General features: G+C 60.0%; 23 protein-coding genes, 1 other RNA gene and 1 pseudogene. 15 read left to right on the forward strand and 10 right to left on the reverse strand.

Annotation, left to right across the window (positions count from 1 at the left end):
• The 6 genes from ACKWJN_RS10170 to ACKWJN_RS10195 form a co-directional block, all read right to left on the reverse strand.
• Positions 1–1,770 carry an ATP-binding cassette domain-containing protein gene (locus tag ACKWJN_RS10170; RefSeq protein WP_408596562.1) on the reverse strand — a complete coding sequence of 590 codons (1,770 nt, stop codon included), beginning with the start codon at positions 1,768–1,770 and terminating at the stop codon, positions 1–3.
• Between the two features lie 2 nt (positions 1,771–1,772).
• The gene (locus ACKWJN_RS10175; protein ID WP_408596564.1) at positions 1,773–2,813 is read right to left on the reverse strand and encodes a branched-chain amino acid ABC transporter permease; all 1,041 of its coding nucleotides are present in this window, start codon (positions 2,811–2,813) and stop codon (positions 1,773–1,775) included.
• A gap of 121 nt (positions 2,814–2,934) precedes the next feature.
• Positions 2,935–4,068 carry an ABC transporter substrate-binding protein gene (locus tag ACKWJN_RS10180; RefSeq protein WP_408596566.1) on the reverse strand — a complete coding sequence of 378 codons (1,134 nt, stop codon included), beginning with the start codon at positions 4,066–4,068 and terminating at the stop codon, positions 2,935–2,937.
• A 37-nt stretch (positions 4,069–4,105) separates the two neighbouring features.
• Positions 4,106–4,891 carry an SDR family NAD(P)-dependent oxidoreductase gene (locus ACKWJN_RS10185; RefSeq protein ID WP_408596568.1) on the reverse strand — a complete coding sequence of 262 codons (786 nt, stop codon included), beginning with the start codon at positions 4,889–4,891 and terminating at the stop codon, positions 4,106–4,108.
• 42 nt (positions 4,892–4,933) lie between these two features.
• Positions 4,934–6,793 (reverse strand): feruloyl-CoA synthase, encoded by a 1,860-nt coding sequence (locus tag ACKWJN_RS10190; protein WP_408596570.1) that lies wholly within the window; start codon positions 6,791–6,793, stop codon positions 4,934–4,936.
• A 66-nt stretch (positions 6,794–6,859) separates the two neighbouring features.
• Entirely contained in the window at positions 6,860–7,639 is a 780-nt protein-coding gene (locus ACKWJN_RS10195; protein ID WP_408596572.1) for a crotonase/enoyl-CoA hydratase family protein, read from the reverse strand.
• Between the two features lie 138 nt (positions 7,640–7,777).
• Here ACKWJN_RS10195 and ACKWJN_RS10200 point away from each other — a divergent pair, with 138 nt between their 5' ends.
• The 5 genes from ACKWJN_RS10200 (at position 7,778) to ACKWJN_RS10220 (ending at position 11,923) form a co-directional block, all read left to right on the forward strand.
• Entirely contained in the window at positions 7,778–8,650 is an 873-nt protein-coding gene (locus tag ACKWJN_RS10200; protein ID WP_100145972.1) for an amidohydrolase family protein, read from the forward strand.
• 41 nt (positions 8,651–8,691) lie between these two features.
• Positions 8,692–9,654, forward strand: coding sequence for an AEC family transporter (locus ACKWJN_RS10205; RefSeq protein WP_408596574.1), 963 nt, complete (start codon positions 8,692–8,694; stop codon positions 9,652–9,654).
• A gap of 15 nt (positions 9,655–9,669) precedes the next feature.
• The gene (gene arfB / locus ACKWJN_RS10210; protein ID WP_408596576.1) at positions 9,670–10,077 is read left to right on the forward strand and encodes an alternative ribosome rescue aminoacyl-tRNA hydrolase ArfB; all 408 of its coding nucleotides are present in this window, start codon (positions 9,670–9,672) and stop codon (positions 10,075–10,077) included.
• Between the two features lie 95 nt (positions 10,078–10,172).
• Positions 10,173–11,147: a Bug family tripartite tricarboxylate transporter substrate binding protein gene (locus ACKWJN_RS10215; protein ID WP_408596578.1), complete on the forward strand. Its 975-nt coding sequence runs from the start codon at positions 10,173–10,175 to the stop codon at positions 11,145–11,147.
• 11 nt (positions 11,148–11,158) lie between these two features.
• Positions 11,159–11,923: an SDR family oxidoreductase gene (locus tag ACKWJN_RS10220; protein WP_408596580.1), complete on the forward strand. Its 765-nt coding sequence runs from the start codon at positions 11,159–11,161 to the stop codon at positions 11,921–11,923.
• Here ACKWJN_RS10220 and ACKWJN_RS10225 read toward each other — a convergent pair.
• Positions 11,920–12,009, reverse strand: a pseudogene (locus ACKWJN_RS10225) (PhnA domain-containing protein); the annotation flags it as partial. The gene ACKWJN_RS10220 and the pseudogene ACKWJN_RS10225 overlap by 4 nt on opposite strands.
• A 112-nt stretch (positions 12,010–12,121) precedes the next feature.
• Here ACKWJN_RS10225 and ACKWJN_RS10230 point away from each other — a divergent pair.
• Genes ACKWJN_RS10230 through ACKWJN_RS10240 form a run of 3 tightly spaced genes read left to right on the forward strand, consistent with a single transcriptional unit; the run spans position 12,122 to position 14,644 of the window.
• A complete protein-coding gene (locus tag ACKWJN_RS10230; RefSeq protein WP_408596582.1) occupies positions 12,122–12,481 on the forward strand; it encodes a hypothetical protein in 360 nt (119 codons plus the stop codon).
• Between the two features lie 35 nt (positions 12,482–12,516).
• A complete protein-coding gene (locus ACKWJN_RS10235) occupies positions 12,517–12,762 on the forward strand; it encodes a DUF3297 family protein (protein WP_408596584.1) in 246 nt (81 codons plus the stop codon).
• 25 nt (positions 12,763–12,787) lie between these two features.
• Complete coding sequence (locus ACKWJN_RS10240; RefSeq protein WP_408596586.1) at positions 12,788–14,644, forward strand: DUF1302 domain-containing protein; 1,857 nt, start codon at positions 12,788–12,790, stop codon at positions 14,642–14,644.
• Positions 14,645–14,652: 8 nt separating this feature from the next.
• Here ACKWJN_RS10240 and ffs read toward each other — a convergent pair.
• An RNA gene (ffs, locus tag ACKWJN_RS10245) (signal recognition particle sRNA small type) lies at positions 14,653–14,749 on the reverse strand.
• A 53-nt stretch (positions 14,750–14,802) separates the two neighbouring features.
• Here ffs and dnaX point away from each other — a divergent pair.
• Genes dnaX through recR form a run of 3 tightly spaced genes read left to right on the forward strand, consistent with a single transcriptional unit; the run spans position 14,803 to position 17,602 of the window.
• Positions 14,803–16,653, forward strand: coding sequence for a DNA polymerase III subunit gamma/tau (dnaX, locus tag ACKWJN_RS10250; protein WP_408596588.1), 1,851 nt, complete (start codon positions 14,803–14,805; stop codon positions 16,651–16,653).
• 29 nt (positions 16,654–16,682) lie between these two features.
• Positions 16,683–17,006, forward strand: a complete 324-nt coding sequence (locus tag ACKWJN_RS10255) for a YbaB/EbfC family nucleoid-associated protein (protein WP_100145958.1) — start codon at positions 16,683–16,685, stop codon at positions 17,004–17,006.
• A complete protein-coding gene (gene recR / locus ACKWJN_RS10260) occupies positions 17,006–17,602 on the forward strand; it encodes a recombination mediator RecR (protein WP_408596591.1) in 597 nt (198 codons plus the stop codon). The genes ACKWJN_RS10255 and recR overlap by 1 nt, the downstream gene beginning before the upstream one ends.
• Before the next feature lie 33 nt (positions 17,603–17,635).
• Here recR and ACKWJN_RS10265 read toward each other — a convergent pair whose 3' ends face one another.
• Together ACKWJN_RS10265 and gloB are read right to left on the reverse strand one after the other, a co-directional pair.
• Positions 17,636–19,108, reverse strand: coding sequence for a transglycosylase SLT domain-containing protein (locus ACKWJN_RS10265; protein WP_408596593.1), 1,473 nt, complete (start codon positions 19,106–19,108; stop codon positions 17,636–17,638).
• Positions 19,105–19,887, reverse strand: a complete 783-nt coding sequence (gloB, locus tag ACKWJN_RS10270; protein ID WP_408596595.1) for a hydroxyacylglutathione hydrolase — start codon at positions 19,885–19,887, stop codon at positions 19,105–19,107. Before gloB ends, ACKWJN_RS10265 begins: the two co-directional genes overlap by 4 nt.
• Between gloB and ACKWJN_RS10275 the strand changes: the two genes are divergently transcribed.
• From ACKWJN_RS10275 to ACKWJN_RS10290, 4 genes are all read left to right on the forward strand, one after another.
• Positions 19,886–20,626: a class I SAM-dependent methyltransferase gene (locus ACKWJN_RS10275; protein ID WP_408596597.1), complete on the forward strand. Its 741-nt coding sequence runs from the start codon at positions 19,886–19,888 to the stop codon at positions 20,624–20,626. The two genes, gloB and ACKWJN_RS10275, sit on opposite strands and share 2 nt — an antisense overlap.
• Positions 20,623–21,075: a ribonuclease HI gene (gene rnhA, locus ACKWJN_RS10280; protein ID WP_408596599.1), complete on the forward strand. Its 453-nt coding sequence runs from the start codon at positions 20,623–20,625 to the stop codon at positions 21,073–21,075. The genes ACKWJN_RS10275 and rnhA overlap by 4 nt, the downstream gene beginning before the upstream one ends.
• Positions 21,076–21,233: 158 nt before the next feature.
• Positions 21,234–22,418, forward strand: a complete 1,185-nt coding sequence (locus tag ACKWJN_RS10285) for an efflux RND transporter periplasmic adaptor subunit (RefSeq protein ID WP_408596601.1) — start codon at positions 21,234–21,236, stop codon at positions 22,416–22,418.
• Positions 22,415–25,513, forward strand: a complete 3,099-nt coding sequence (locus ACKWJN_RS10290; RefSeq protein WP_408596603.1) for an efflux RND transporter permease subunit — start codon at positions 22,415–22,417, stop codon at positions 25,511–25,513. The genes ACKWJN_RS10285 and ACKWJN_RS10290 overlap by 4 nt, the downstream gene beginning before the upstream one ends.
• Positions 25,514–25,528 lie beyond the last annotated feature (15 nt).

Consider the following 25,528-nt stretch of genomic DNA (forward strand, 5'->3'; position numbering starts at 1 on the left):
TCAGTGTTCCGTTCCGAGGTAGGCGGCGCGAACGGCCGGGTTGGCTTGGACTTGCGCGGGCGTGCCACGGGTCAGCAAGGTGCCGAACTCCATCACCACCAACTGGTCGCACACGTCCATCACCAGGTCCATGTCGTGCTCGACCAGCAAGATGCTCATGCCTTCGCTTTGCAACTGGCGCAGCACCTGGGCCAGGCCTTGTTTTTCTTTGTGGCGCAAGCCAGCCGCGGGCTCGTCCAGCAGCAGCAGGGCCGGGTCGCAGCACAGGGCACGGGCAATTTCCATCAAGCGTTGCGGGCCCATGGCCAGGTTGCCCGCCTGCTCGTGCAGGTACTCCCCCATGCCGATGCGCTCAAGCTGGCGCTGGGCTTCTTTCATCATGCGCTGCTCTTCCGCCTGGTTGAGGCGCAGCATGGACGACAACACGCCTTTGCGGCCCCGGGTGTAGGCACCCAGTGCCACGTTTTCGAGCACTGTCATGTCAGGGATCATCTTGACGTGCTGGAAGGTGCGGGCCATGCCTTGGCGTGAAATGTCACGCGAGGGCAGGGCGCTGATGTCTTGACCCCGAAACAGCACCTGACCGCTGGTTTTGGACAGCACGCCAGTGACAAGGTTGAAGGTGGTCGACTTGCCTGCGCCGTTGGGGCCGATCAGGCCGACGATCTGACCCGCCGCAATTTCAAAACTGATGTCGTTGACGGCGGTCAGGCCGCCGAACTGCTTGCGAATCTTGTCGACCTGCAACACCACATCGCCCATGGCTGGCTTGCTGCGGGTGGGCAGGTCGGCGGCATCGCGCCAGTCGACCGTGCGCTGGGGGCGTGGAAATTGGCTGGCCACCACCGACCACAGGCCATCGGGCAGGTACTTGAGCAGCAACACCATGGCGATGCCAAACACGATCACCTCGTAGCTGCCGCTGGTGCCAATCAAGGCGGGCAAGGCCACTTGCAGGTAGTCGTCGAGCAGCTTGATCAGTCCGGCGCCCACAATGGCACCCCAAACATAGCCCACGCCGCCGACCACCGTCATGAACAGGTACTCGATGCCCATCTTCAGGCCAAAGGCCGACGGGTTGACGGTGCGCTGGAAGTGCGCCATCAGCCAACCCGCCACCGAGGCAAACAGGGCCGCGATGATGAAGATCGTCACTTTGTAGCGGAATGTGCTGATGCCCATGGCCTCGGCCATTTGCGAGCCGGTTTTGAGGGATCGGATGGCCCGGCCCGGGCGCGAGTCCAGCAGGTTGAGCAGCGCCACGGCACCGGCCAGCAAGATGGCCCAGGTCAGCACAAAGAACAAACGGCCTTGGCCAATGTCGATGCTGCCGATCGACAAGCTTTTGAGCCCCAGCAAGCCGTCGTACTTGCCCAGCGCGTCCAGGTTGCCCAACAGGTAATACAGGGCCAGGCCCCAGGCGATGGTGGCCAGTGGCAAGTAGTGCCCCGACATGCGCAAGGTGATGAAGCCCACCACCAAGGCGCTGATGGCCGTCAGGCCCAGGCCGACAAACAAAGTCAGCCAAGGCGACATGCCCAGGTTGAGGGTGAGCCAGGCCGTGGTGTAAGCGCCGATGCCGACAAACGCGGCTTGGCCGAACGAGGTCAGGCCACCGACGCCGGTGAGCAACACCAAGCCCAGGCAGACCAAGGCGTACAGACCGATGTAGTTGAGTTGCGCGATCCAGAAGTCGGGCAAAGGCAAGAGGGCCGTCAACGGGACCGCAGCCGCCAGCAAGAGCAAGGCGATGTTTTGTTTTTTCAGCATGATCAGTGTTCCTCGTCGCTGTGACCGCTACGGAGTGACCGCACGAGAAGAATGGGCAAAACCAGGGTGAACACGATCACCTCTTTGAAGGCGCTGGCCCAAAATGCGCCAAAGGCTTCCACCACGCCCACGAACAGCGCCCCCAGCAGCGCGCCGGGATAGCTGGACAAACCGGCGATCACCGCCGCCACAAAGCCTTTGAGGCCAATCAGGAAACCCGAGTCATAGAACACGGTGGTGGTCGGGCCGATCAGCAAGCCCGACAGGGCCCCGATGAAGGCCGCCAACAAAAAGGTGAGTTGGCCCGACGTGTGGCTTGAGATGCCCATCAAGCGGGCCCCGGTGCGGTTGACCGCCGTGGCACGCAGCGCTTTGCCGCGCAGCGAACGTTCGAAATACAGCCACAGCAAGACGATCAAGGCCAGTGAGACCACAAAAATGATCACGGTCTGACCCGACAACGACAGCGGGCCCACGCTGAAGCGTGCGTCCCAAAACGGCGGGTTGCGAAAACCTTCTGCGCCAAAGAACAGCAAGCCCAAGCCGGTCATGGCGAAGTGCACGCCCACCGAGACGATCAGCAGCACCAGCGGGGTCGCCGCTTCCAGGGACTGGTAGGCCACGCGGTAGACCAACGGGCCAAACGCGGTGACGATGAGCACGCTCAAAGCGGCTTGCACGCCCAGCGGGAAATTCTGTGGCGCTGCCCACACAGACAGCGCAGAAATCAACACCGGAAACGCCAGTGTTTTGATGGCCGACTGCACGGCACGGCCCAGTTGGCCGTGGTGTCTCCAGCGTTCAACACATTCCATCAAAGCGGCGACCACGGCCAAGATCAGCAGCAACCAGACCGTGCCCGGCACTTTGCCGGTTTGGAGCATGGCCAGGGTGAGCGCGCCATAGGCGACAAACTCGCCCTGCGGAATGAAGATCACCCGGGTGACGGTGAATACCAACACAGTGGCCAGCCCGAGCAGGGCATACACCGCACCGTTGGTCACGCCGTCCAGCAGCAAGATGCTGGCGATGGAGAAGTCCATGATGGAGCCTTGAGAAAAACAATGAACCGAGCTGCGATTTGCCCCGAGGGAGCCCGCCCGACAACCGCGGCAGGGTCTTGGCTCACCCGCCCGTGCGGATCAGCCAAGACATGGGCAGGTCTTATTCGACCTTGAACTTGCCGTCGACCAGCTTGGTCATCACGCCGGTTTCCAACGTGTAGCCCCAGTGGTCGGTGGTTGTCCAGTTCATCACGCCATGCGCGAAGACGGTGCGACCCATGGTTTCGAGGCTGTCACGCAAAGCGGCGCGGAACTGGGGTGTGCCCGGCTTGGCTTTTTTCAGGGCCAGCGGAATGGCTTTTTCCATGGCCACCTGGAAGTCATAGGAGTGACCGGCAAATTGGTTGCGGGTGTTGACACCGTTGGCGGCTTCAAACTTTTGCACAAAGTCCAGCGCTTGTTTCTTGGACGGATGGCTGTCGGCCAGCTGGTCCCCCAACAAGGCGGGGCCCGAGACCACAAAAGTGCCTTCCACCGACTTGCCGCCCACGCGGGGCAGGTCGGGCGTGGCGGCGGCGTGGGTCTGGTAGACCTTGCCCTTGAAACCACGCTCGACCAGGCCGAGCTGAGGCATGGCAGCGCCCGAACCCGAGGCGACCACCAAAATGGCGTCGGGGTTGGCGGTGGTCAGTTTGAGGGCTTGGGGGGTCACGCTGGTGTCGGTGCGGGCAAAGCGCTCGGTGCCAACCAGTTTGATGCCCGCTTTGTCCAGCATGGGGCCGATGGCATCCAGCCACTGTTGACCATAGGCGTCGGTGTAGCCCAAAAAGCCCACGGTTTTGACGCCGTTTTTCTTCATGTGCTCGACCACGGCGTGGCCCATCACGGTGTTGGACTGGGGCAGACGGAACAGCCATTTGTCTTTGCCTTCAGGCACGCCCACGGGCGAGCCTGCAATCTGCACCGTGCCAGCTTCGGTGGCGATGTCGGTCATGGCGGCGGCCACGGCGGTGATGCAGGAGCCAAAAATCAGGTCCACCTTGTCTTCGGTCACAAAGCGACGGGCGTTGGCCGCGCCTTTGCCGGGGTCGGTGGCATCGTCCAAGATGGTCAGGTTGACTTTTTCACCGCCAATGGTCTTGGGGAAGAGTTGCAACTGCTTTTGCATCGGAATGCCCAAGCCAGAGCCAGGGCCCGTCAGCGACAGGCTGACACCGATGTTGATGTCGGCCAGGGCGGCTGTGCTGGAAACGGCAGTGATGGCCAGGGCCAGAAGGGTCTTCTTGAGTTTCATGGTTGTCTCCTATGGGATGAAAGTTGCAGGTGAAAAATCAACGCGGTGCCATGCGCAAGGCACCGTCTAGGCGAATGACTTCGCCGTTGAGGTGGCCGTTGGTCACGATATGGCAGGCCAGTTGGGCAAACTCTTCGGGTTTACCCAAGCGGGACGGAAAGGGAATGGACGCCGCCAGCGATTGCTGCACGGGTTCGGGCAAGGTCTTCATCAGCGGTGTGGCAAACAAGCCCGGGGCCACGGTGCACACGCGGATGCCGTGTTGTGCCAGGTCGCGCGCCATGGGCAAGGTCATGCTGACCAAGCCGCCTTTGCTGGCGCTGTAGGCCTGCTGGCCGACCTGGCCGTCAAACGCAGCCACCGAGGCGGTGAACATCATCACGCCACGTTCACCATCTTCACCGGGCGAGAGCTTGGCGCAGGCGGCGGCAAACAGGCGGCTGATGTTGTAGGCGCCAATCAGGTTGACGTTGACCACGCGGGCAAAGTCTTCCAGCGGGGCGGCGTTGCCGTCTTTGCCCACCACGCGCTTGGCGGTGCCGATGCCGGCGATGTTCATCAAGATGCGGGCGGGCCCCAGGGCCGCCGTGGCGGCGTCGAGTGCGGCTTGCACGCTCTCGGTTTGGGTGATGTCGCAATGGCAGGCGAAGGCGGTGCCCGCGCCATGCTGGGCGTTGAGTTGCTCGGCCACTTGCTCCGCCAGTGCGGCGTTGACGTCGAGCACGGCCACTTTGGCACCTAGGCGTGCCAACTCTCGGGCGGTGGCTTCACCCAGGCCTGAGGCGGCACCGGTGACGAGGGCGGTTTGTCCTTGGATGTGCATGGGGGTCTTTCTGTGCGTTCAGTGGGCGTGAGGTTGAAGCGCTCAGGCCTGGGCTTGGGGCAACAAGGTGTGGGGGGCGTGGCCGTCGTGCAGGGCTTGCACCAAGGCGTCGCGGTGTTTGAGCACGGCGCGTTGGTTGATCGAGCCTTTGTCGGTGACTTCGCCTTTGTCGATGGAGGGCGGCTCGCTCAGCAACACGGCGCGGGCCACGCGCGAGGCGCTGCCTGTGGCGTGGCTGGCCAGTTCGTTGAGCACGGTTTGGAAATGCGCCATCACCGGGGCGCTGGCCAGCACCTCGGCCATCGGGGCTTGGGCGTCCAGTCCGCTCAAGGTGCGCACGGCGGCGGTGGGGAAGATCATGGCACCCACTTCGCGGCGGTTGAGCCCGGTGATGACCACGTCTTGGATGTAGGGCGCACCTGCCGCAATGATCTTGCCGCGCAAAGGGCCCACGCTGACAAAGGTGCCGGTGGAGAGTTTGAAGTCTTCGGCAATGCGACCATCAAAGCGCAGGCCTTGGTGCACGTCGCTGGGGTCGATCCAGGTGACGGCGTCGCCGGTGCAAAAAAATCCTTCGTCGTCAAAGTGTTCGCGGGTTTCTTCAGGCGCACGCCAGTAGCCGGGCGTGATGTTGGGGCCTTTGTAGCGCACCTCCACCTTGTCGCCATTGGGCACGAGCTTGAGTTCCAGGCCCGGGGTGGGCACCCCTAAGTCGCCTGACTTGACGCGCGGGCTGGTGACGAAGATGGCGAAGGGGCCGGACTCGGTCATGCCCAGGCCCGTGCTCATCACAATGCGCTCGCCAATTTCACGCTCTTGGCTCTCGAACAGGCTGTCCCAAATCGGTTGCGCCAGCGCCGCGCCAGCATAGAAAAACATCTGCACACGCGAGAGCAGGTTTTTGCGCAAGGCGTCGTCGGTTTTCATGGCGTTGGCAATGGCTTCAAAGCCGGTGGGCACGTTGAAGTACACCGAGGGCGCGATCTCGCGCAGGTTGCGCAAGGTCTCGGCCATCAAAGCTGGGGTGGGCTTGCCGTCGTCGATGTAGAGCGTGCCGCCGTTGTAGATCACCATGCCAAAGTTGTGGTTGCCACCAAAGGTGTGGTTCCACGGCAGCCAATCCACCAGCACCGGGGGCGAGGCCGCCAACACCGGCATGGATTGGCCCATTTGCTGTTGGTTGGCGCACCACATGCGCTGGGTGTTGATCACCGCCTTGGGCAGTTTGGTCGAGCCCGAGGTGAACAAAAACTTGACGATGGTGTCGGGCCCGGTGGCGGCCATGGCCGCGTCCACGGCGGGGGTGTCGGGGGTGTTTGCCAAGTCGGCAAAGGGGGTGCTGGCACGGCCCTCCAAGCTGCCTTGGTGCAGCACCACTTCCACGTCCGAGCCCACTGCGGTTTGGATGGCTTTGCCGTAGCGCTTGGCGTCTGACGCAAACACCAAGCCGGGGGTGAGCGTGGTCAGGATGTGGCGCAGCTTGTCGTAGTCTTGGCTGATGGTGGAGTAAGCGGGCGAGGCCGGGCAATAGGGCACACCGGCCAGCATGCAGCCCAAGGCCAACTGGGCGTGCTCTAAGTCGTTCTCCGACAGGATGACCACCGGACGTTCGGCGTTGAGCCCCCGGTCGATCAGGCTTTGCGCCATGCGGCGGGCACTGGACAGAGCCTGAGAAAAGCTGATGTGCTGCCAGTCGCCCGTGCTGCCGTCGGCGTTTTTGCGGCGGCGGGCAAACAGGGTGCGCTCGGGCGCTTGCTCGGCCCAATGCACCAGGCGGTCGGTCATGCGCTGGGCGTAGGGCGTCAAGTCTTGGTCGGCCCTCATGTAGCGGGTGCCCTGTGCGCCTTCGCGCATGGCCACGCGGGTCACACCAAACGTCATCTCGCGAAACTTTGCGGTCATCTGTGTCTCCAATCTGTGGGCTGGGGGCGAGCTGCTTGTGGCCGGGCCGCCTCAACCGTCTGGGCGTTAGCCTTTTTGAACCTTGTCCGCACGGCCTTCCAAGAAGGCGCGCACGCGCTGCTTGGCTTCGGGGGCCGCTTGGGCGATGGAACACATCAAGGCTTCGGTCAAGAAACCTTGGTCGGCCGGTTGTTCGGCAATGCGCGGCAGGGCATGCATCAAGGCGTAGTTGGTCAATGGCGCGTTGGTGGCAATGCGTTGTGCGAGCTCAAACGCTTTGTCAAACGCGCTGCCCGTGGGCACCAAGTACTGGGCCAGGCCAATGCGCTCGCCGTCCACCGCGTTGTAGACCCGCCCGGTCAGCATCATGTCGGTCATGCGGGCCACGCCAATCAGGCGTGGGATGCGCACCGAACCACCCCCGCCCACAAAAATGCCGCGCGAACCTTCGGGCAGCGCATAGAAGGTGGATTCATCGGCCACCCGAATGTGGCACGCACTGGCCAGCTCCAAGCCACCGCCCACCACAGCGCCATGCAAGGCCGCCACCACGGGCACCGGGCCGTATTGCAAGCGTTCCAAGGCCACGTGCCAAGAGCGTGAGTGGTGCATGCCTTGGCCGGCGTCACGTTCTTTGAGCTCGCTCAGGTCCAGGCCGGCACAAAAGTGTTCGCCGTCACCGTCGATCACCGCAGCGCCTGCATGCTCAGGCAGGTTTTCAAAGATGTTGCGGATCGACGCCACCAAGCCGTCGCTCAAGGCATTGCGCTTGGACGGCCGTGTGAGGCGGATCACCGCAATGTTGTCGCGCATCTCAAAGTGAATGTCTGGCGTGCTCAGGTTCATGGGGGAGGCTTTCGTGACAGGTGCGGGTTTGTTGGGTTGCATTTCTGCTGGCTTTGAATTATGGTTATGAAAGATAACTAAATAATACGGACTTACCCTAGTCCTTCCCCGTTCTACTTTCACTGGAGATTGCCTCGCATGGACTACAAAAATTTGATTGCCATTGACATCCACACCCATGCCGAGGTGAGTTGTCGCAACCCGTTTGACAACTATGGCGAGGAGTACGACCGCGCTGCCGACAAGTTCTTTGGCAGCAACCGTCGCCCCACGATTGACGAGACGGTGGCCTATTACCGAGAAAAGAAAATTGGTTTGGTGATGTTCACGGTCGACAGCGAGTCGCAGCTCGGGCGTCGCCGCATTCCCAACGAAGAAATTGCCGACGCCGCCAAGGCCAACAGCGACATGATGATTGCGTTTGCCAGCATCGACCCGCACAAGGGCAAGATGGGCGCGCGTGAGGCCGAGCGCTTGATCCAAGAAGACGGCATCAAGGGCTTCAAGTTCCATCCCACGGTGCAGGGCTACCACCCCTACGACAAGATGGCGTGGCCGATTTATGAGGTCATCAACCATTACAAGCTGCCCGCAATTTTTCACACCGGACACAGCGGCATTGGCAGTGGCATGCGCTGCGGTGGCGGCTTGCGCTTGGCCTACAGCAACCCCATGCATTTGGACGATGTGGCCATCGACTGGCCCGACATGCAAATCGTGATGGCGCATCCGAGTTTTCCGTGGCAAGACGAGGCGTTGAGCGTGGCCACGCACAAGCCCAATGTGTGGATCGATTTGTCGGGCTGGAGCCCCAAGTATTTCCCCAAGCAGTTGGTGCAGTACGCCAACACCTTGCTCAAAGACCGGGTGCTGTTTGGCAGCGATTACCCGCTGATCACGCCTGAGCGCTGGATGAAAGACTTTGAGGTGGCAGGCTTCAAGCCAGAGGTGATGCCTGGCATCCTGAAGGACAACGCGGTGCGTTTGTTGGGCCTCGACAAAGCCGCTTGAGGCCCGCCGTGTGCTGGACGCGATCCAGCACAATCGGGGCCATGCTGAACATTTTGACCATCACGGCCCCGATTTACCTCTCCATCGGCACGGGTTACGTCGCCACCCGCAGCGGCTTTTTCAGCAAACTTGACATGCAGGTGTTTGGCCGTTTTGTGCTGAACTTTGCCTTGCCCGCCATGCTGTTCAACGCCTTGTCGTTGCGCGACTTTCAAGACGTGTTGCACCCCCGTTATTTGCTGGCCTATGCGCTGGGCTCTGTCATGACGTTTGCCATCGGTTTTGCCATGTGGCGCTATGGCCGACGTGAAAGCTTGACCCTGAGCGCACTGGTGGGCATGGGCGTGAGTTGTTCCAACAGTGGGTATGTGGGCTATCCGATCTTGTTGCAAATCTTGGGGCCCGAAGCGGGGGTGGGCATGGCGCTGACCTTGTTGGTGGAAAACCTGATCATCATCCCGTTGGGCATCAGTTTGGCCGACAGTGGCGAGGCCCAGCATGCGTCGTGGCAGCACACGGTGTTGGCGAGTTTCAGGCGCTTGCTCAAAATCCCGATGTTGTGGGCGATTGTGGGTGGCTTCGTGTTCTCGATGATGGGTTGGCATTTGCCCGAGGTGTTGTTCAAAGCGGTCAACTTGTTTGCCTTGACCTGTGTGGGCATTGCCTTGTTTGTCAACGGTGGCTCGTTGGTGGGTATGCATGTCGTGGGCCAAATGCAGTCGGTGGCTGGGATTGCGTTGTGCAAGCTGTGTCTGCACCCTGTGTTGGTCGGGGTGATGTTGTGGACATTCGGTGGCATGGACGTGTCGTTGCAGATCGCGGGTGTGCTGTTGGCCAGCATGCCCATGATGGGCATTTATCCGATCCTGGGGCAACGCCATGGGCAAGAAGGCTTTTGTGCAGCCGCCTTGTTGGTGACCACCGTGGCGTCTTTTTTCTCCATCAGTCTGCTGCTGTGGGGATTGAGCCAAGTGCCGGGTTGGCATGTGGCGACAGGCGGATGAACCTGGGACGCCGCAATGAATGCCGCCCTTGAGATTCAAGAGTCTGAAGTCGAGCTGACGGCCGTGCGCGCCCAAGGCGCGGGCGGGCAAAACGTCAACAAGGTGTCGAGTGCCATTCACCTGCGTTTTGACATCGCAGCCTCCTCCTTGCCCGACGGCGTGAAAGCACGCCTGCTGGCTTTGCGCGACAGCCGCATCACCCGCGATGGCGTGGTGGTGATCAAAGCCCAAGAGCACCGCAGCCAAGACATGAACCGGGTCGAAGCCTTTGCGCGTTTGATTGAGCTGGTCAACCGTGTGGCGGTCCCGCCCCGGGTGCGCCGTGCGACCCAACCCACGTATGGATCCAAACAGCGGCGGTTGGAGTCGAAGAAAAAAACGGCCCAGACCAAGGCCGCTCGGGCCCGCGTTCCCCACGTTTGATTCGCTGCCCGGAGCCTGACGCAGCTGTCACCCATTCGACCCATGGGGGAGGGGGGCGTCCTCATAATGGGCAGCACAACAACAGGAGACAGCAGATGCGAGCATTTGTCTTTTTGCGCGGCCTCGCGGCCAGCTTGGCCTTGGTTTTGCCTTTGTGTGCAGCGGCCCAAGCCTGGCCCAACAAACCCATCAAGTGGGTCATTCCTTACCCGCCAGGGGGCATCACCGACAGCGCCACGCGCATGGTGGTGCAAAAGGTGCAAGAACAAACCGGCTGGACCATCGTGGTCGAGAACAAACCCGGCGCCAACTCGATTCTGGGTGCCGATTTTGTGGCCCGTTCGTCGCCAGACGGGTACACCTTTTTGACCGTGATTGGCGCGCATGCGGCCAATGCCACCTTGTATGCCGGGCGACTGCCCTATGACGTGGTGAAAAGCTTTGCCCCTGTCTCCTTGGTGGGGGTCGCCCCCTTGCTGATGACCGTCAACAACAACCTGCCGGTCAGGGACGTCAAAGAGTTGATCGCTTACACCAAAGCCAACCCGGGCAAGGTGTCGTTTGGCTCTTCGGGTGTCGGGGCGGCCGCCCACTTGACGCAAGAGTTGTTCAAGCAAGTCACCGCCACCGACATGGTGCACGTGCCTTACAAAGGGACCGCACCTGCGATGAATGATTTGATGGGAGGCAGCCTGCAAATCTTGACCGACACGCCCAGCGCGTTGATGCCGCATGTGCGTAGCGGCAAGATCAAGGCTTTGGCGGTGTATTCGGCCAAGCGTTTGCCAGGACTGGCCGATGTGCCCACCATTTCAGAAGCGGGTGGCCCCGCCATTGAGGGATCCACCTGGGTCTTGTTTTTGGCCCCTGCGGCCACGCCGCGCGACATCGTCAACCGCCTGTCTGTAGAAACGGCCAAGGCCATCAACACCCCAGAAATGAAAGCGCGTTTTGAGAGCTTGGGCATCGAACCCGGGGGCAACACCCCAGAGCAAGCGGCCAAATTTTTGGACGATGAAATTGCCAAGTGGGCCAAGGTCATTGCGGCCGCAGGCGTGAAGGCGGAATAAGGGGGCGTGACGTGAATTTGTTCAATTTAGACGGTCAAGTGGCCATCGTCACCGGGTCGTCACGCGGTATTGGGCGGGCCATTGCCGAGCGCATGGCCGAGCATGGGGCGCGGGTGGTGATTTCGTCGCGCAAGCCAGCGGCGTGTGCCGAGGTGGTGGACGCGATTCAGGCCAAATACGGGGCAGGGCGAGCGATGGCGGTGCCCGCCAATATTTCGTCTAAGGAAGACTTGGCCCACTTGGTGGCCGAGACCCAGCGGCAGTGGGGACGCATCGATGTGTTGGTGTGCAACGCCGCCAGCAACCCGTATTACGGACCCCAAGCGGGCATTGCCGACGAACAGTTCCGCAAAATTTTGGACAACAACATCGTCTCCAACCACTGGTTGATTGCCCAAGTCGCGCCTCAGATGACGGCGCAGCGCAGCGGTTCGATCATCATCGTGTCGTCCATCGGTGGCCTGCGTGGTTCTGCGGTGATTGGCGCCTATTGCATCAGCAAAGCCGCCGACATGCAGCTGGCGCGCAACTTGGCGGTGGAGTATGGGCCCTACAACGTCCGGGTCAATTGCATCGCGCCGGGCTTGATCAAAACCGACTTTGCGCGTGCGTTGTGGGAAGACCCAGAGATGCTGCAAGAGCGCATGACCACCACCCCGCTGCGGCGCATCGGCGAGCCCGATGAAATTGCCGGAGCAGCCGTCTTTTTGGCGTCCCAAGCCGGTTCGTACGTGACCGGGCAGAGCTTGGTGGTGGACGGTGGGGTGACGATTTAGGCTTTACGCAAGAAGCAGGCCTTGAGCATGAAGTTGCCTGCATCCATTTTGCAGTCCACTTCGTGGTCACCCCCCACCCAACGGATGACGTCGGTGGCTCAGTAAGTAAGACATGCCAGAATCGTAAGTATGGCCTGTGTCTTTTTCAATTCTTTCCCTACTACAAGCCGGCATTTATTCTGTTTTTGCTGGGTCTCTGTGTCAGTGCTGGCGCTGGCCAGTTGCACCAGCGGCGATGGCGACTTGACCTTGAAGTGCCTGGGCAGCAAGCATGAGCTCCATGGCCTGTCTGATGTCCCGCGCAGCACCACCAGCCGCGCGCGCGACACACACCGAACCTTCAGTTTTACCGGTCAAAAATTCAAAGGCGAATACGCCTGTCAGCAATGGACTGAATCGCTGATTCGGTGTGAAACGTCTTTGCCGGATGGCAGCTTTTACCAGTTGCTCAAGGTGGACCGCGTCAAACATGAATTGAAGCACCAGGTGTACAAAAACGAACATGGCGCGGTCGAAGAGACCGTGTTTGATGGCACCTGCGAAACCACCCACCCTTGAGCCATGCATCGCTTATTTTTTGAAAGATATTCACTGTGACAGAACGCTCCCAACCCGCACTGCCCGATCATTTGTCGATTGATCCGCGCAGCCCCCACCATGTACCGGCCGTTTTTGAACACGAGATTGGGATTCGGTTCAATGACAAAGAGCGTTTCGATGTGGAGGAGTACTGCATCAGCGAGGGCTGGATCAAAGTACCCGCTGCCAAGACTTTGGATCGCAAAGGCAAGCCCTTGCTGTTCAAAATCAAAGGGCGCGTGGACGTTTTTTACCGCTGAGCCGGCCTTGACTCAAGTCAACCGGTTGAAATTGAAAAAAGGCACCCAGCTCACAGCGCTGAGGACGGCCGCTGCGGGTCTGACGTGTCTGGCTGGCTTGTGCATGGCATTGCCGCTGAGTGCTGGGGCGATGGATTGGGGTTCTGGCATTCAAGCCAAATTCGAAGGTCTTGCCACATGGGGCACCACCCTACGCACCGAAGATCCCAGTGCCAGTGTCTTGGGAGGGGTGTCCGCCGCCCGCGTGCCAGGAGCTCCCGCTGGGCAACTGGCCGCTGGGTCCAGTGCGGGTGGCAATGACTTGAATTTTTCATCCGGCCAAGCGGTCTCGACCGTGCTCAAAGCCATGGGCAGCATGGACTTGCGCCAGCAAGACACGGGGGTGTTCTTGCGGGCCAAAGGCTGGCAGGACACGGCGCTCAAAACCAGTGACCACGCTTACGGCAATTGGCCCAATGGGTTCACACCCAATGCACGCTTGAGTGATGCAGGATTTGCGCCTGAAGCGCAATTTGCCAATCTTCAGTGGATGGATGTCTATGGCTACACCCAGCTGGACGTGGGGGCAACATCCGCCTTGGCCTTGCGTTTGGGGCGGCAGTATGTGAACTGGGGGCAGTCCAAGTTTTTGGCGGGGGGCGTCAATGCCATCAACCCCTTCAACTACGCAGCGGGTGTGCGTCCAGGAGCCGCCGCAGAGGAGATGCGCCTGCCCGTGGGCATGCTCTATGGCCTATTGCAAACCAGTGATGCCTCGACTTGGGACGGCTTTGTCCAATATGAATCGCGTGCCAATGTGTTGCCAGGTTGTGGGACCTTTTATTCAACGGCCAACTTTGCCTCGACGGGTTGCGGCTTCGTGAATGCCCTGCCGGGTGTGAGCGACCCCACGGCACTGGCCACTGGGCGTTATGCCCACCGAGCCGACGATGTGGCTTTTGCCGGATCGGGGCAGTTTGGCTTGTCTTGGAAATTTGAGCCTCGTGACATGGCGGGCCATGTGCGTTTGTACGCGATGCAGTACCACAGCCGCGCGCCCAGCATCCGGCTCAACAGCCCCACCTTTGCTTCGGGTTTGGACACCACGCAAGCAGCCTTGATTCAGCGCCTGACCGGGCCTGGTGCCACCAGCTATGCCATGCAGTATCCGGAAGCGATCCAGTTGTTGGGGGCCAGTTTTGAGTCCAAGCTGGATCCAACCCGACAGTTCTATGGGGAAGTGGCTTACCGACCCAACCAGCCGTTGAACTTGAATGCGGCAGATTTGATGGCGGCCTTTTTGTCCCGTGCGCCCAACTCGGCATTGAATTTGGCCAAAGGCGTCAACGCCATTGGCTTGGGCGGGAGTTTTGATGGCTATGACCGCTTCAAAGTGACCACCGCCAGTGTGGGCGCTGTCCAAGTGTTGCCCCAAGTGCTGGCCGCTGAGCGTTGGTTGCTGACCGCAGAGTTGGGGCTCAGCCATGTGGCGAGTTTGCCAAGCGCGAGCACCTTGCGTTATGGCCGTTCAGATGACTTTGGGGTTGCCGCCTACACCGGTGGACCCGTCTGCATCGACACCAGCGTGGCTCAAAAAACCTGCGCGCAAGATGGCTTTGTCACCTCGCTGTCCTGGGGCTACCGCATGCAGTTGTCCGCTGCTTACAGCGAGTCCGCGTGGGGGGCTGCCTGGACCCCGATGTTGTACGTGGCGCACGATGTGTCGGGTTACTCGTTTGACGGCACTTTTGTCGAGGGGCGTCGCGTGATGCGACCCGGTGTGCGGGTGCTGTGGCGAGAGGGCTACTTTGGAGAAATGCATTACCACCACACCTGGGGCGGGCGCTACAACACCCAGATCGACCGGAGCACTTTGAGCGTGATTGGCGGCGTGCGGTTTTAGAAGAGGGGGGTGACGAGCCTTGACCCCAGCACTGGCTCCACAGTTAGGGCTGCTTGGTTCCCCACCTGACCCGGTTGGCCGCTTCCCCATGTGGGAAGGCCCGTCGCTGACCATTGTAGTCACAAGGCACCAGAGCCACCCTTTAGAATCGCCCGCTTATGTCTTACCTCGTGCTCGCCCGCAAGTACCGCCCCAGAACCTTCACCGAGATGGTGGGGCAGGAGCACGTGGTGCAGGCACTGACCAATGCCCTGACCACCCAGCGTTTGCACCATGCCTACCTGTTCACGGGCACCCGTGGCGTGGGCAAAACCACGGTGTCGCGCGTGTTGGCCAAGTCGCTCAACTGCCAAGGCGTGGAAGGCACCGGTGGCATCACGGCCGAGCCATGTGGCGTTTGCCAAGCCTGTACCGACATCGATGCCGGTCGTTTTGTGGATTACACCGAGTTGGATGCCGCGTCCAACCGTGGCGTGGACGAAGTGCAGTCCCTGTTGGAGCAAGCGGTTTACAAGCCGGTGCAAGGCCGCTTCAAGGTCTTCATGATCGACGAGGTGCACATGCTCACCAACACCGCGTTCAACGCGATGTTGAAAACCTTGGAAGAGCCGCCTGAATATTTGAAGTTTGTGCTGGCCACCACCGATCCGCAAAAAGTGCCGGTCACGGTGTTGTCGCGCTGCTTGCAGTTCAACTTGAGGCCCATGGCCCCTGAGACGGTGTTGGAGCACTTGGGCCATGTGCTGGCGCAAGAACAGATCGCGTCAGAGCCGCAAGCCTTGCGTTTGCTCGCGCGTGCCGCACGCGGTTCGATGCGTGACGCGCTGAGCCTGACCGACCAAGCCATTGCCTACGGCGGTGGCCAATTGCAAGAAGCGGCTGTGCGCCAGATGCTGGGCAGCGCCGACCGCACGCATGTGTTTCGTTTGATCGAGGCCTTGGCTTTGGGCGATGGCAAATCGGTGGTCGACACCACAGAGGCCTTGCGTGTGCATGGCTTGAGCGCTGCCGCGACCTTGGAAGACATGACCCTGGTGCTGCAACGCATGGCGGTATGTCAGGCGGTCCCCAGCATGGTCGGTTCGGATGCCGATCCAGAGGCCCAAGACTTGGCGCGGCTGGCCCAGTTGATGCCCGCCGACGAAACCCAGTTGCTCTACAGCCTGTGTTTGCACGGCCGCCAAGAGTTGGGCTTGGCGCCCGATGAATACGCCGCCATGACCATGGTGTTGTTGCGGCTGTTGGCCTTCAAGCCCGCGCTCGAACCAAGTGCAGCAGCATCGGCTGAAAAAAAAACTCCAATTGAACCCCGTGTTGAACGCCGTGTCGCACTGACACCCCCACCCACGCCACTTGCGGCGCCACCTGTTGTGGATGCCAAGCCGACGGCTGCTGCGGCTGCCAGCCCCAGCCCCCAACCGTCTGGTTTGCAACTGCCGGTGCGCGAGTTGCCCCAGCGCACAGCGCACGTGCCCGCCGTGGGGTCAGCGCCAAGCAGGACCGACGCCCAGACACCCCCTGACGATGCGGGCTGGGTGGCGGTGCCGGTTCGGCAACAGCCTGAATCGCGTTTGTCCAGCGAACGAGGTGCTGCATCACCACCTGAGGTCCCCCAGGTGGTGGCGACGCCAGAGGGTGAGTTTTGGCACGGTTTGGTGACGCAGATGGCCACGGCCGAAACCATCAATGCTTTGGTGCGTGAGTTGGCCTTGCAGTCGCAGTTGGTAGCGCGTGACACCGACACTTGGATGTTGCGTGTGGAGCGTGAGTCACTCAACAACACCACCAGCCGCGAGCGCTTGCAGCAAGCACTGGCCAGCGCCGGTCATGCGGTGCGCTTGACCGTGGAGGTGGGACGTGTGCAAGACAGTCCAGCCAAACGCAATGCGGTGGCTGCGGCTGAACGTCAGCTGGCCGCGGAAGCCATCATCCTCAACGATCCGTATGTGCAGGGCTTGATGCGAGACTATGGGGCACGCATCGTGCCTGGCAGCATCCAGTCGGTGTGAGATTTTCAAGTTCTATCTGAAGGAAAAACATGTTCAACAAAGGACAACTCTCTGGCCTGATGAAGCAAGCCCAAGCCATGCAAGACAACCTCAAAAAGGCCCAGGAAGAATTGGCCCACATCGAGGTCACGGGTGAGTCGGGCTCGGGCTTGGTCAAGGTGCTGATGACCTGCAAACACGACATCAAGCGCGTGACGATCGACCCCAGCTTGCTGGCCGACGACAAAGACATGTTGGAAGACTTGGTGGCTGCGGCTTTCAATGACGCGGTGCGTAAAGCCGCTGAAACCAGCGACGCCAAGATGAGCAAGCTCACCGCAGGCCTGCCCCCTGGCTTGAAGATGCCGTTTTAATGGCCGACCTGTCTGTGCTGGAAGGCCTGATACAGGCTTTGCGACGTTTGCCCGGTGTGGGCGTCAAGTCGGCCTCGCGCATGGCTTACCACCTGTTGCAGCACGACCGCGAAGGGGCCGAGCTGTTGTCTCAAGCCCTGCACCAGGCAGCCGCTGCGGTCCGGCATTGTGAGCGTTGCTACACCTTCACCACCCAGGCGGTGTGTGAGACCTGTTTGGACGAGTCACGCGACACCACGCGTTTGTGTGTGGTCGAAACCCCCGCTGACCAATCGGCGGTGGAGCGCACAGCTGCCTACAAAGGGTTGTACTTTGTGTTGATGGGGCGCATCAGCCCACTCGACGGCATTGGCCCCAAAGACATTGGCTTGCAAAAACTGATGGAGCGTGCCAGTGATGGGGTGGTCACAGAAGTGATTTTGGCCACCAACTTCACGGCCGAGGGCGAAGCAACGGCGCATGTGCTGGGTGAGGCCTTGAAGCGCCGTGGGGTGCAAGTCACCCGCTTGGCACGTGGTGTGCCGGTGGGCAGTGAGTTGGAGTATGTGGATTTGGGCACGATTGCCCATGCCTTGGTGGACCGGCGCAACGCTTGAGTGCCACTGCGGGGCTTGTCGCCCCGTGTCAGCTTATTTTTTGGCCAAGCGGGTGTCGTTGGAAGGTTTCTTTTTGGCGAGCTTGGTTTTGTCTTGATGCGTGGCTGAGGGCGCTTTGCCGTTGCCCGATTTGGGCGCCACAAACAACACCACCTGCTGGCCGGTCTTGAAGCTGGCGCTCTCCGACACCTTGTTCCATTCGGCGACTTGTTCGGTTTTGAGGTTGTGTCGCTTGGCCACACTGGCCACCGTGTCTTGCTTGCCCGCTTTGACGGTGATGCGTTTGAGCATTTGTTCCGGTGAAAGGTCCAGACGTCCGTTGTCGGCCAAGCCTGCGGTCACATCGTCCACGGTGTGCGCTGTCCGCGGGACCAGCAGGGCTGAGCCCGCTTTGATCAACATGCGGGGCGGGATGTTGTTGAGCGCGCGAAAGTCACTTTCGCTCATGCCCACGCGCTTGGCTGCGTCCGCCACTTTCAACGTGCTGGGTGCAACCCACGCGGTCCATGTGGCCATGCGACCCAAGCCCGACGACTCGTAATTGCGTTGGAACACCTCGGCATTGTCCCAGGGCAACAAGATGCTGGGAATGCCTGCGGCCAACAACACCGGGCGGTGGGCCGAGGGGTTGAGGGCTTTGAAGTCGTCGACCGAAATTTCAGCCAACTTGGCCGCCACGCTGACATCCATGTCGCGCGGCAAGGGCACGCTTTGAAAATAAGGGTGGTTCGGAATATGGGGCAGCGTGACGCTGAAGGTGGGTGGATGGCCCACGATGTTTTTCATGGCCATCAGTTTGGGCACGTACATGCGCGTTTCCATGGGCATGCTCAAGTCGGCGTAGGTGGTGGGCAAGCCCGCGCGTTGGTTGCGCGCGATGGCCTTCCCCACATTGCCTTCGCCCCAGTTGTAGGCGGCCAGCGCCAAATGCCAGTCGCCAAACATGCCATAGAGGCGCTGCAGGTAGTCCAGCGCAGCGCGGGTAGAGGCTTGCACATCGCGTCGGTCATCGCGAAACGCATTTTGTTTGAGGTCGAAACTTTTGCCAGTGGCTGGCATGAACTGCCACATGCCGCTGGCGCGCGCGCTGGAGACTGCTTGCGGGTTGAACGCACTTTCAATGAAAGGCAGCAGTGCCAACTCGGTGGGCATCTTTCGGCGCTCCAACTCGTCGACGATGTGAAACAGGTATTTGCTGGAGCGCTCCGTCATGCGCTGGATGTAATCGGGTTTGCTGGCATACCACTGGGTGCGGTCTTGGACCAGTTCACTCTCGAGGGTGGGCATGGCGTAGCCCTTGCGGATGCGCTCCCACAAATCGTTGGGCAGAGCCAAGTGGGCCACGCTTTGGGAGGAGGCCGTGCCTTTGCCAACAGGGCTCAAGCCCGGTGCAAGTGGCGTGACAGTGGGCGATGCTGGGGGAAGGTCGACTTTGTCGGTGGGCAAATTGGCGCAGCCGCTGAGCAGCGCAAGAACCAGGCTCACAACAAAGAGTGCAAGTTTCATTTGAAATCGTTCTTCCATTGGCGCAGAGCGGCAAACACAGCCACATCGTCTGTGGCGTTGGTGTTGCCCAACCCTGCATGGTGTGCAACAGCGTGTCGCACATCCGGGTGTCGGGTCCGTAAAAACGGGTTGATCTGCAGTTCGGTGGCCAGCAGTGCCGGCAGGGTGGGCCGTCCCTGTGCGCGCAGTGCTTGGCAGTGGGTCGTGTAGGTGTGGAGCGCACGGTTGTGCGGTTCGACGGCACTGGCAAATCGCAGGTTGGAGAGAGTGTACTCGTGGGCACAGCAGATGCGGGTGTTGCCAGGCAGCGCGGCCAAGGTGTCTAGCGAAGCCAGCATTTGGGCGGGGGTGCCTTCAAACACACGACCGCAGCCGGCTGAAAACAAAGTGTCTCCGCAAAACAGCACCGGGCCCTCGGGTGCCGTGGCGACAAAATAAGCCACATGGCCCGCCGTGTGACCTGGGACATCGATCACTTGGACCTTGTGCCCCAGCAGCTCAAGATGGTCTGCATCCATCACGGGCGTGAAGGGGTTGGGGATGTCCTCACGCGCGGGGCCAAAGACCTGCGCACCAGTGGCTTGGCGCAGTGCGTCAACGCCTCCGATGTGGTCGGCATGGTGGTGGGTGACTAGAATCGCCGCCAGCGTGAGCCCTTCGCGTGCCAGTGCCTCTAAAACGGGCTGAGCATCGCCCGGGTCAACCACCACGGCGAGTGAATCTTGTTGCCATAACCACAGGTAGTTGTCGGCGAATGCGGGCAGCGAAATCAGTTTCATGACACCAGAACCTCTCAAAACCGATAGTTTGCACGATTGGCTGCTGACCCCTGCGGGTCAATACGCATTGGCCTGGGAGCAGATGCAGTGCGATCGCGCGGTGGCCGATGTGTTTGGCTTTCATGCCTTGCAGCTGGGCATGCCCAGCTTGAATGCCCTGCAAAACAACCGCATCCCTCATCGCTGGCTGGGCTGCAACAGCCTGCCCCAGGCCAGCACGCTGGGTTCTGGCCTGCTGTTGACGGCATCGCACGCCTTGCCACTGGCCGATGGCAGCCTGGATTTGGTGGTGCTGCCACACACCTTGGAGTTGAGTTCAGACCCGCATGCCACCTTGCGTGAAGTTGAGCGTGTGCTGGTGCCCGAGGGGCGTCTGGTGATCTTGGGTTTCAACCCCACCAGCTTGTGGGGCATCAAGCCACGCTGGCGCCATGATGCACAGGACCTGGGCCAACCCATCGGTCAATGGCGCTTGCGCGATTGGTTGCAACTGTTGAGTTTTGAAGTCGCTTCAAACCAACTGGGGTGTTACCGACCCGCTTTTCGATCCGAGCGCTGGCTGCAGCGCATGGCGTGGATGGACACAGCCGGAGCCCGCTGGTGGCCGATTTTGGGTGCGGTGTATTGCATGGTCGCCATCAAGCGCGTGCGCGGCATGCGTTTGATGGGGCCGGCTTGGAAGCGGCCTGCTGCCAGACAGGCCCGTGCCGTCACAACAGCTTCAAAAGGAATGGAATGAACCAGATTGAGATTTACACCGACGGCGCCTGCAAGGGCAACCCTGGCCCGGGTGGCTGGGGTGCTTTGTTGCGCTCGCCATCAGGCCAAGAGAAAGAGATTTTTGGCGGTGAACTCACCACCACCAACAACCGCATGGAGTTGACTGCGGTGATTGAGGCCTTGCGTGCGCTCAAGCGTCCGTGTCAGGTGGCTTTGTATTTGGACAGTGAATATGTGCGCAAGGGCATCACCGAATGGATCCATGGCTGGAAAGCCCGAGGTTGGCGCACCGCGGCCAAGCAGCCTGTGAAAAACGCAGACTTATGGCAACAACTCGATGCTTTGGCGCATGACGGCGTTCACCACATCAGCTGGCACTGGGTCAAAGGCCATGCCGGGCACGTGGACAACGAGCGGGCCGATGGCTTGGCCAACCGAGGGGTTGACCAGGTGCTGTCCAATAAGTGACAGTATTTGTGAAGTCGGGCTGAATATGCCCCTGTGCCAGGGCGTAACTGGTGACTTCCCCAGATGTGATTTGCATGCTAACTGTTACATTTCCACAGTCGCTCAGCGCCTTGTTTTTTTCCTGGTTTGCCCTCAACCCTACCTTTCCAAACACCCACATGAAACGTCTGCTTTGGTTACTCCTTGTTTTGGCACTTGCCGGTGGCGCTGCCAAGTATTTTTGGCCGGTTGAAAAAGCAGAGGTCAAAGCGCCTGTGCAAACCGTCACGACCTTTGAGGTGGCGCAGCGAGACTTCCCGCTTCTGGTGGACTCCACCGGCAGCACCGTGGCATCGAACGTTGTGGATGTCCGTCCGCAGGTGACCAATGTGGTGGCCAAGGTGCACATCAAGGAAGGTCAGCGGGTCAAAGCAGGCGACATTTTGTTCACGCTCGATGACCGTGCTGACCGCGCCAACTTTGAAAAAGCCAAGGCCGCCTCTGACGACGCACAGCGTCAACTCGAACGCTCGATCGAGTTGTTGCGCCAAAACTTTATTTCGCAGGGCTCGGTGGATACCGCGCGCGCCAATGCGCAGTCTTTATTGGCCGCTGCCAATGCGGCCCAGGCCACTTTGAGCTATGACACCATCCGCTCGCCCATCACGGGGCGCGCTGGCATCATCAACGTGTTCCCTGGTGCATTGGTGCAGCCCGGCAACACCGTTTCAACCATCACCACGGCCACGGCGACCACGGCTCAGGGGGCCATGGTGACGATCACCCAGCTCGACCCGATCAATGTGCAATTCACGGTGCCAGAAAGTGCTTTGGGCCCATTGTTTGCCATGCAGCAGTCCGGCCAAGCACCCACGGTGTCTTTTGAGGCGACAGGTGGGCAGAAGCGACAAGGCAAGGTTTATGTGATCGACAACCAGGTGGACGCAGCCATTGGTGCCGTCAAGGTCAAGGCAGAAGCCAGCAATGCGGACCACGCTTTGATTCCAGGGCAATTCGTGCGGGTGCAACTCAAAGCGGGCAACATCAAAGACGCCTTGGTGATTCCCTCGCAAGCGGTGGTGGCCAACACACGCGGTGAGCAAGTCTTCGTGGTGGGCGCCGACAACACGGTGGAACTCAAACCAATCAAGGTGCTCACGCAAGGCCAAGGATTTGCCGTCATCACAGGGTTGAATGCGGGTGACAAAGTGGTGGTCGAAGGAAAACAAAACCTGCGCCCCAAGGCCAAAGTGCGTGATGCAGCGGCGGCCAAGACCGAGGCCAAACCCGAGGCCAAACCCGATGCCTCATCGGCGCCCAAGACAGACGCTAAACCCGACGTGAAAGCCGAAGCCCAAAAATGACGATTTCAGAACTCTGTATTCGTCGTCCGGTGATGACGATCCTGCTGTCGATTGCGACAGTGGTGGCAGGTGTCATTGCGTACACCAAAATTCCCGTGGCGGCATTGCCCAGTTTCAACAGCCCGGTCATTCAGGTGTCGGCCACCTTGTTGGGTGCCAGCCCTGAGAACATGGCGTCGTCTGTGGCCTTGCCCTTGGAGAAAGAGTTCTCCACCATCGACGGCATCTCGGTCATCAGTTCAACCAACTTTTTGAGCTCCACCGTCATCACGCTGGAGTTCAACAACGAGCGCGACATCGACAAGGCTGCCGTGGATGTGCAAGCTGCTTTGCTGCGTGCACAGCGGCGCTTGCCCATTGAGATGACGATTCCACCGTCCTACCGCAAGGTCAACCCCGCCGATGCACCGGTGTTGTTGATGTCCTTGAGTTCACCGTCGATGGATTTGTTTGAAGTCAGCGACTACGCAGAAAACCTGATTTCTCCCAACTTGTCCACCATCGATGGCGTGGCCCAGGTGTTGGTCTACGGACAAAAGCGCTACGCCGTGCGCGTGCGCGCCAACCCTGCCAAGTTGGCCATGAACAACTTGACCATGGACGATGTGGCGCAAGCGGTCAACAAGGCCAATTCGAATGCACCAGTGGGCGTGCTGGATGGCCCGCGTCAAGCGCTGACGATTTATGCCAACCCCCAGTTGGTGCGTGCCAAAGAATTTGCCAACCTGATGATTGCCCAGCGCAACGGTTTACCCATCCGTTTGTCGGATGTGGCGGTGGTCAGCGAAAGCTATGAGCAGGTCAAGACCAGTGGGTCTTACATGGGCGAGCGCTCGGTCATCATTGCCGTGTTGCGCCAACCCAGTGCCAACACCGTGAAGGTGGTGGACGGCATCCGGCGCATGATCCCGAAGTTTGAAAAGCAAATGCCGGGCTCGATCCAAATCAACTTGCTCAACGACCGCTCAGCGTCCATTCGCGAATCCATCCACGACGTGAACTACACCTTGGGCTTGACGGTGGGCTTGGTGGTGTTGGTGATCTTCTTGTTCTTGAAGCATGCTGCGGCCACGGTGATCCCAGCGCTGAGTTTGCCTGTGTCACTGATTGGCGCATTTTTCATCTTGTATTGGATGGGCTACAGCTTGGACAACGTGTCGCTGTTGGGCATCACCTTGGCGGTGGGCTTGGTGGTGGACGACTCGATCGTGGTGCTCGAGAACATCATGCGCTATGTGGAGCAGGGCATGCACCCGCTCAAAGCCGCACTCAAGGGCAGCAAAGAGGTGGGCTTTACCATCATCTCGATCTCGATTTCTTTGGTGGCGGTGTTCATCCCCATCTTTTTCATGCCTGGCCCGATTGGCTTGTTGTTCCGCGAGTTTGCTGTCGTGGTGTCGCTCTCTATTTTGGTCTCGGCTGTGGTGTCTTTGACCCTGGTGCCCATGCTGTGCAGCAAGTTCTTGCCCAAACATGGCGAAGAGCCCAAGGACTATTGGATCACCGTCAAGTTCGACCAATTGTTCCATTGGGTGTTGCGCAAATACGAGTCCAGCCTAGACGCATGTTTGGCCCACCAGCGCTGGGTTTTGGCTGTCGCCATTGGCACCTTTGCCGTCACCATTGCCATGTACATCTGGGTACCGAAAGGTTTTTTCCCAGAAGAAGACATTGGCCAGATTCAGATCACCACCGAGGCTTCCGAAGACATTTCTTTCTCAGCCATGTTGAAGTTGCAGGACCAGGCTGCTGAGATGGTGCGCAACGACCCCAACGTGTTGAGCATGGTGTCGTTTGTGGGGGGGGGCGCCAACACCGGCAACTTGCCCAACAACGGGCGTATGTTCGTCAACCTCAAGCCCAAGAGCGAACGCGCCCCGATGCAAAAAGTGTTGGAAGGCTTGCGTGGCAAGTTTCGATCACTGCCGGGCATGAATGTTTACATGCGTCCTGTTCAGAACTTGCAATTGGGCGGCAAGGTCAGCAAGAGCCGTTACCAGTTCATTTTGCAAAGCGTGGGCTTTGACGGTGTGAATGAATGGTCTGAGAAGTTGATCCGCGAGATGCGGGCTGACCCCATTTACCGCGACGTGACGAGCGACTCTCAGCTCAAGGGTCTGAACGTGTTGATTGACATTGACCGCGAAAAAGCCGCCAGTGCCGGGGTGTCGGTGGCAGACATCCGCACCGCCTTGTATTCATCGTATGGGGAGAAGCAAATCTCCACCATTTACACCCCGGTCAATACCTACCAAGTGATCTTGGAGTCTCTCGAGGAAAGCCGCCAGTTTGAAAACGGCTTGAACGACATTTACCTGCGGGGTCGTGCCACCGACCGCTTGGTGCCTTTGTCGAGCTTGGCCACTTTCAAACGTTTCATTGGCCCAACAGCAGTGAACCACCAGGGGCAAATTCCTTCCGTGACCATCTCGTTCAACTTGGCACCTGATGTGCCGTTGGGTGACGCGACGCAAAAAATTGACGACTTCGTCAAAGCCATCAATTTGCCGCCCACCATCATCACCAGCTACGGGGGTGATGCGGCGGTGTTCCAAAGTGGACAGGCGGGGCAAATCATCTTGCTGGTGAGTGCGGTGTTTGTGATTTATGTGCTGTTGGGCGTTTTGTACGAAAGCTACATCCACCCGCTGACCATTTTGGCGGGCCTGCCTTCGGCCGCGATCGGTGCTTTGGTGTTCTTGCGACTCTTCAACATGGAGCTGACCATCATTGCCACCATCGGCATTTTGTTGCTGATCGGGATTGTGAAGAAGAACGCCATTTTGATGATCGACTTCGCGTTGGAGGCGCAGCGCCAGCACCAGATGTCGCCGCGTGACGCCATTCGCTCGGCATGCTTGACCCGGTTCCGCCCCATCCTCATGACCACTTTGGCTGCCATGATGGGCGCTTTGCCGATCGCCTTGGGGCTGGGTGCTGGTGCCGAGTTGCGCATGCCCTTGGGCATTGTGGTGGTCGGCGGCTTGGCGTTCTCTCAGGTGATCACGCTCTACATCACGCCGGTGATCTACATTTACCTGGAGCGTTACAGCGGCACGGGTCCGATGGAGATTGCGCCCGAGATGATGCCTTGATGCATGCCACCCGGT

Source organism: Limnohabitans sp. (assembly GCF_046052825.1).
Lineage (GTDB): Bacteria > Pseudomonadota > Gammaproteobacteria > Burkholderiales > Burkholderiaceae_C > Limnohabitans.

What these genes read in the sequence shown, in the direction of transcription:
- ACKWJN_RS10170 (WP_408596562.1), bottom strand. Translation starts at nt 1,770, where the DNA reads ATGCTGAAAAAACAAAACATCGCCTTGCTCTTGCTGGCGGCTGCGGTC.
- ACKWJN_RS10175 (WP_408596564.1), bottom strand. Translation starts at nt 2,813, where the DNA reads ATGGACTTCTCCATCGCCAGCATCTTGCTGCTGGACGGCGTGACCAAC.
- ACKWJN_RS10180 (WP_408596566.1), bottom strand. Translation starts at nt 4,068, where the DNA reads ATGAAACTCAAGAAGACCCTTCTGGCCCTGGCCATCACTGCCGTTTCC.
- ACKWJN_RS10185 (WP_408596568.1), bottom strand. Translation starts at nt 4,891, where the DNA reads ATGCACATCCAAGGACAAACCGCCCTCGTCACCGGTGCCGCCTCAGGC.
- ACKWJN_RS10190 (WP_408596570.1), bottom strand. Translation starts at nt 6,793, where the DNA reads ATGACCGCAAAGTTTCGCGAGATGACGTTTGGTGTGACCCGCGTGGCC.
- ACKWJN_RS10195 (WP_408596572.1), bottom strand. Translation starts at nt 7,639, where the DNA reads ATGAACCTGAGCACGCCAGACATTCACTTTGAGATGCGCGACAACATT.
- ACKWJN_RS10200 (WP_100145972.1), top strand. Translation starts at nt 7,778, where the DNA reads ATGGACTACAAAAATTTGATTGCCATTGACATCCACACCCATGCCGAG.
- ACKWJN_RS10205 (WP_408596574.1), top strand. Translation starts at nt 8,692, where the DNA reads ATGCTGAACATTTTGACCATCACGGCCCCGATTTACCTCTCCATCGGC.
- arfB (WP_408596576.1), top strand. Translation starts at nt 9,670, where the DNA reads ATGAATGCCGCCCTTGAGATTCAAGAGTCTGAAGTCGAGCTGACGGCC.
- ACKWJN_RS10215 (WP_408596578.1), top strand. Translation starts at nt 10,173, where the DNA reads ATGCGAGCATTTGTCTTTTTGCGCGGCCTCGCGGCCAGCTTGGCCTTG.
- dnaX (WP_408596588.1), top strand. Translation starts at nt 14,803, where the DNA reads ATGTCTTACCTCGTGCTCGCCCGCAAGTACCGCCCCAGAACCTTCACC.
- ACKWJN_RS10255 (WP_100145958.1), top strand. Translation starts at nt 16,683, where the DNA reads ATGTTCAACAAAGGACAACTCTCTGGCCTGATGAAGCAAGCCCAAGCC.
- recR (WP_408596591.1), top strand. Translation starts at nt 17,006, where the DNA reads ATGGCCGACCTGTCTGTGCTGGAAGGCCTGATACAGGCTTTGCGACGT.
- ACKWJN_RS10265 (WP_408596593.1), bottom strand. Translation starts at nt 19,108, where the DNA reads ATGAAACTTGCACTCTTTGTTGTGAGCCTGGTTCTTGCGCTGCTCAGC.
- ACKWJN_RS10275 (WP_408596597.1), top strand. Translation starts at nt 19,886, where the DNA reads ATGACACCAGAACCTCTCAAAACCGATAGTTTGCACGATTGGCTGCTG.
- gloB (WP_408596595.1), bottom strand. Translation starts at nt 19,887, where the DNA reads ATGAAACTGATTTCGCTGCCCGCATTCGCCGACAACTACCTGTGGTTA.
- rnhA (WP_408596599.1), top strand. Translation starts at nt 20,623, where the DNA reads ATGAACCAGATTGAGATTTACACCGACGGCGCCTGCAAGGGCAACCCT.
- ACKWJN_RS10285 (WP_408596601.1), top strand. Translation starts at nt 21,234, where the DNA reads ATGAAACGTCTGCTTTGGTTACTCCTTGTTTTGGCACTTGCCGGTGGC.
- ACKWJN_RS10290 (WP_408596603.1), top strand. Translation starts at nt 22,415, where the DNA reads ATGACGATTTCAGAACTCTGTATTCGTCGTCCGGTGATGACGATCCTG.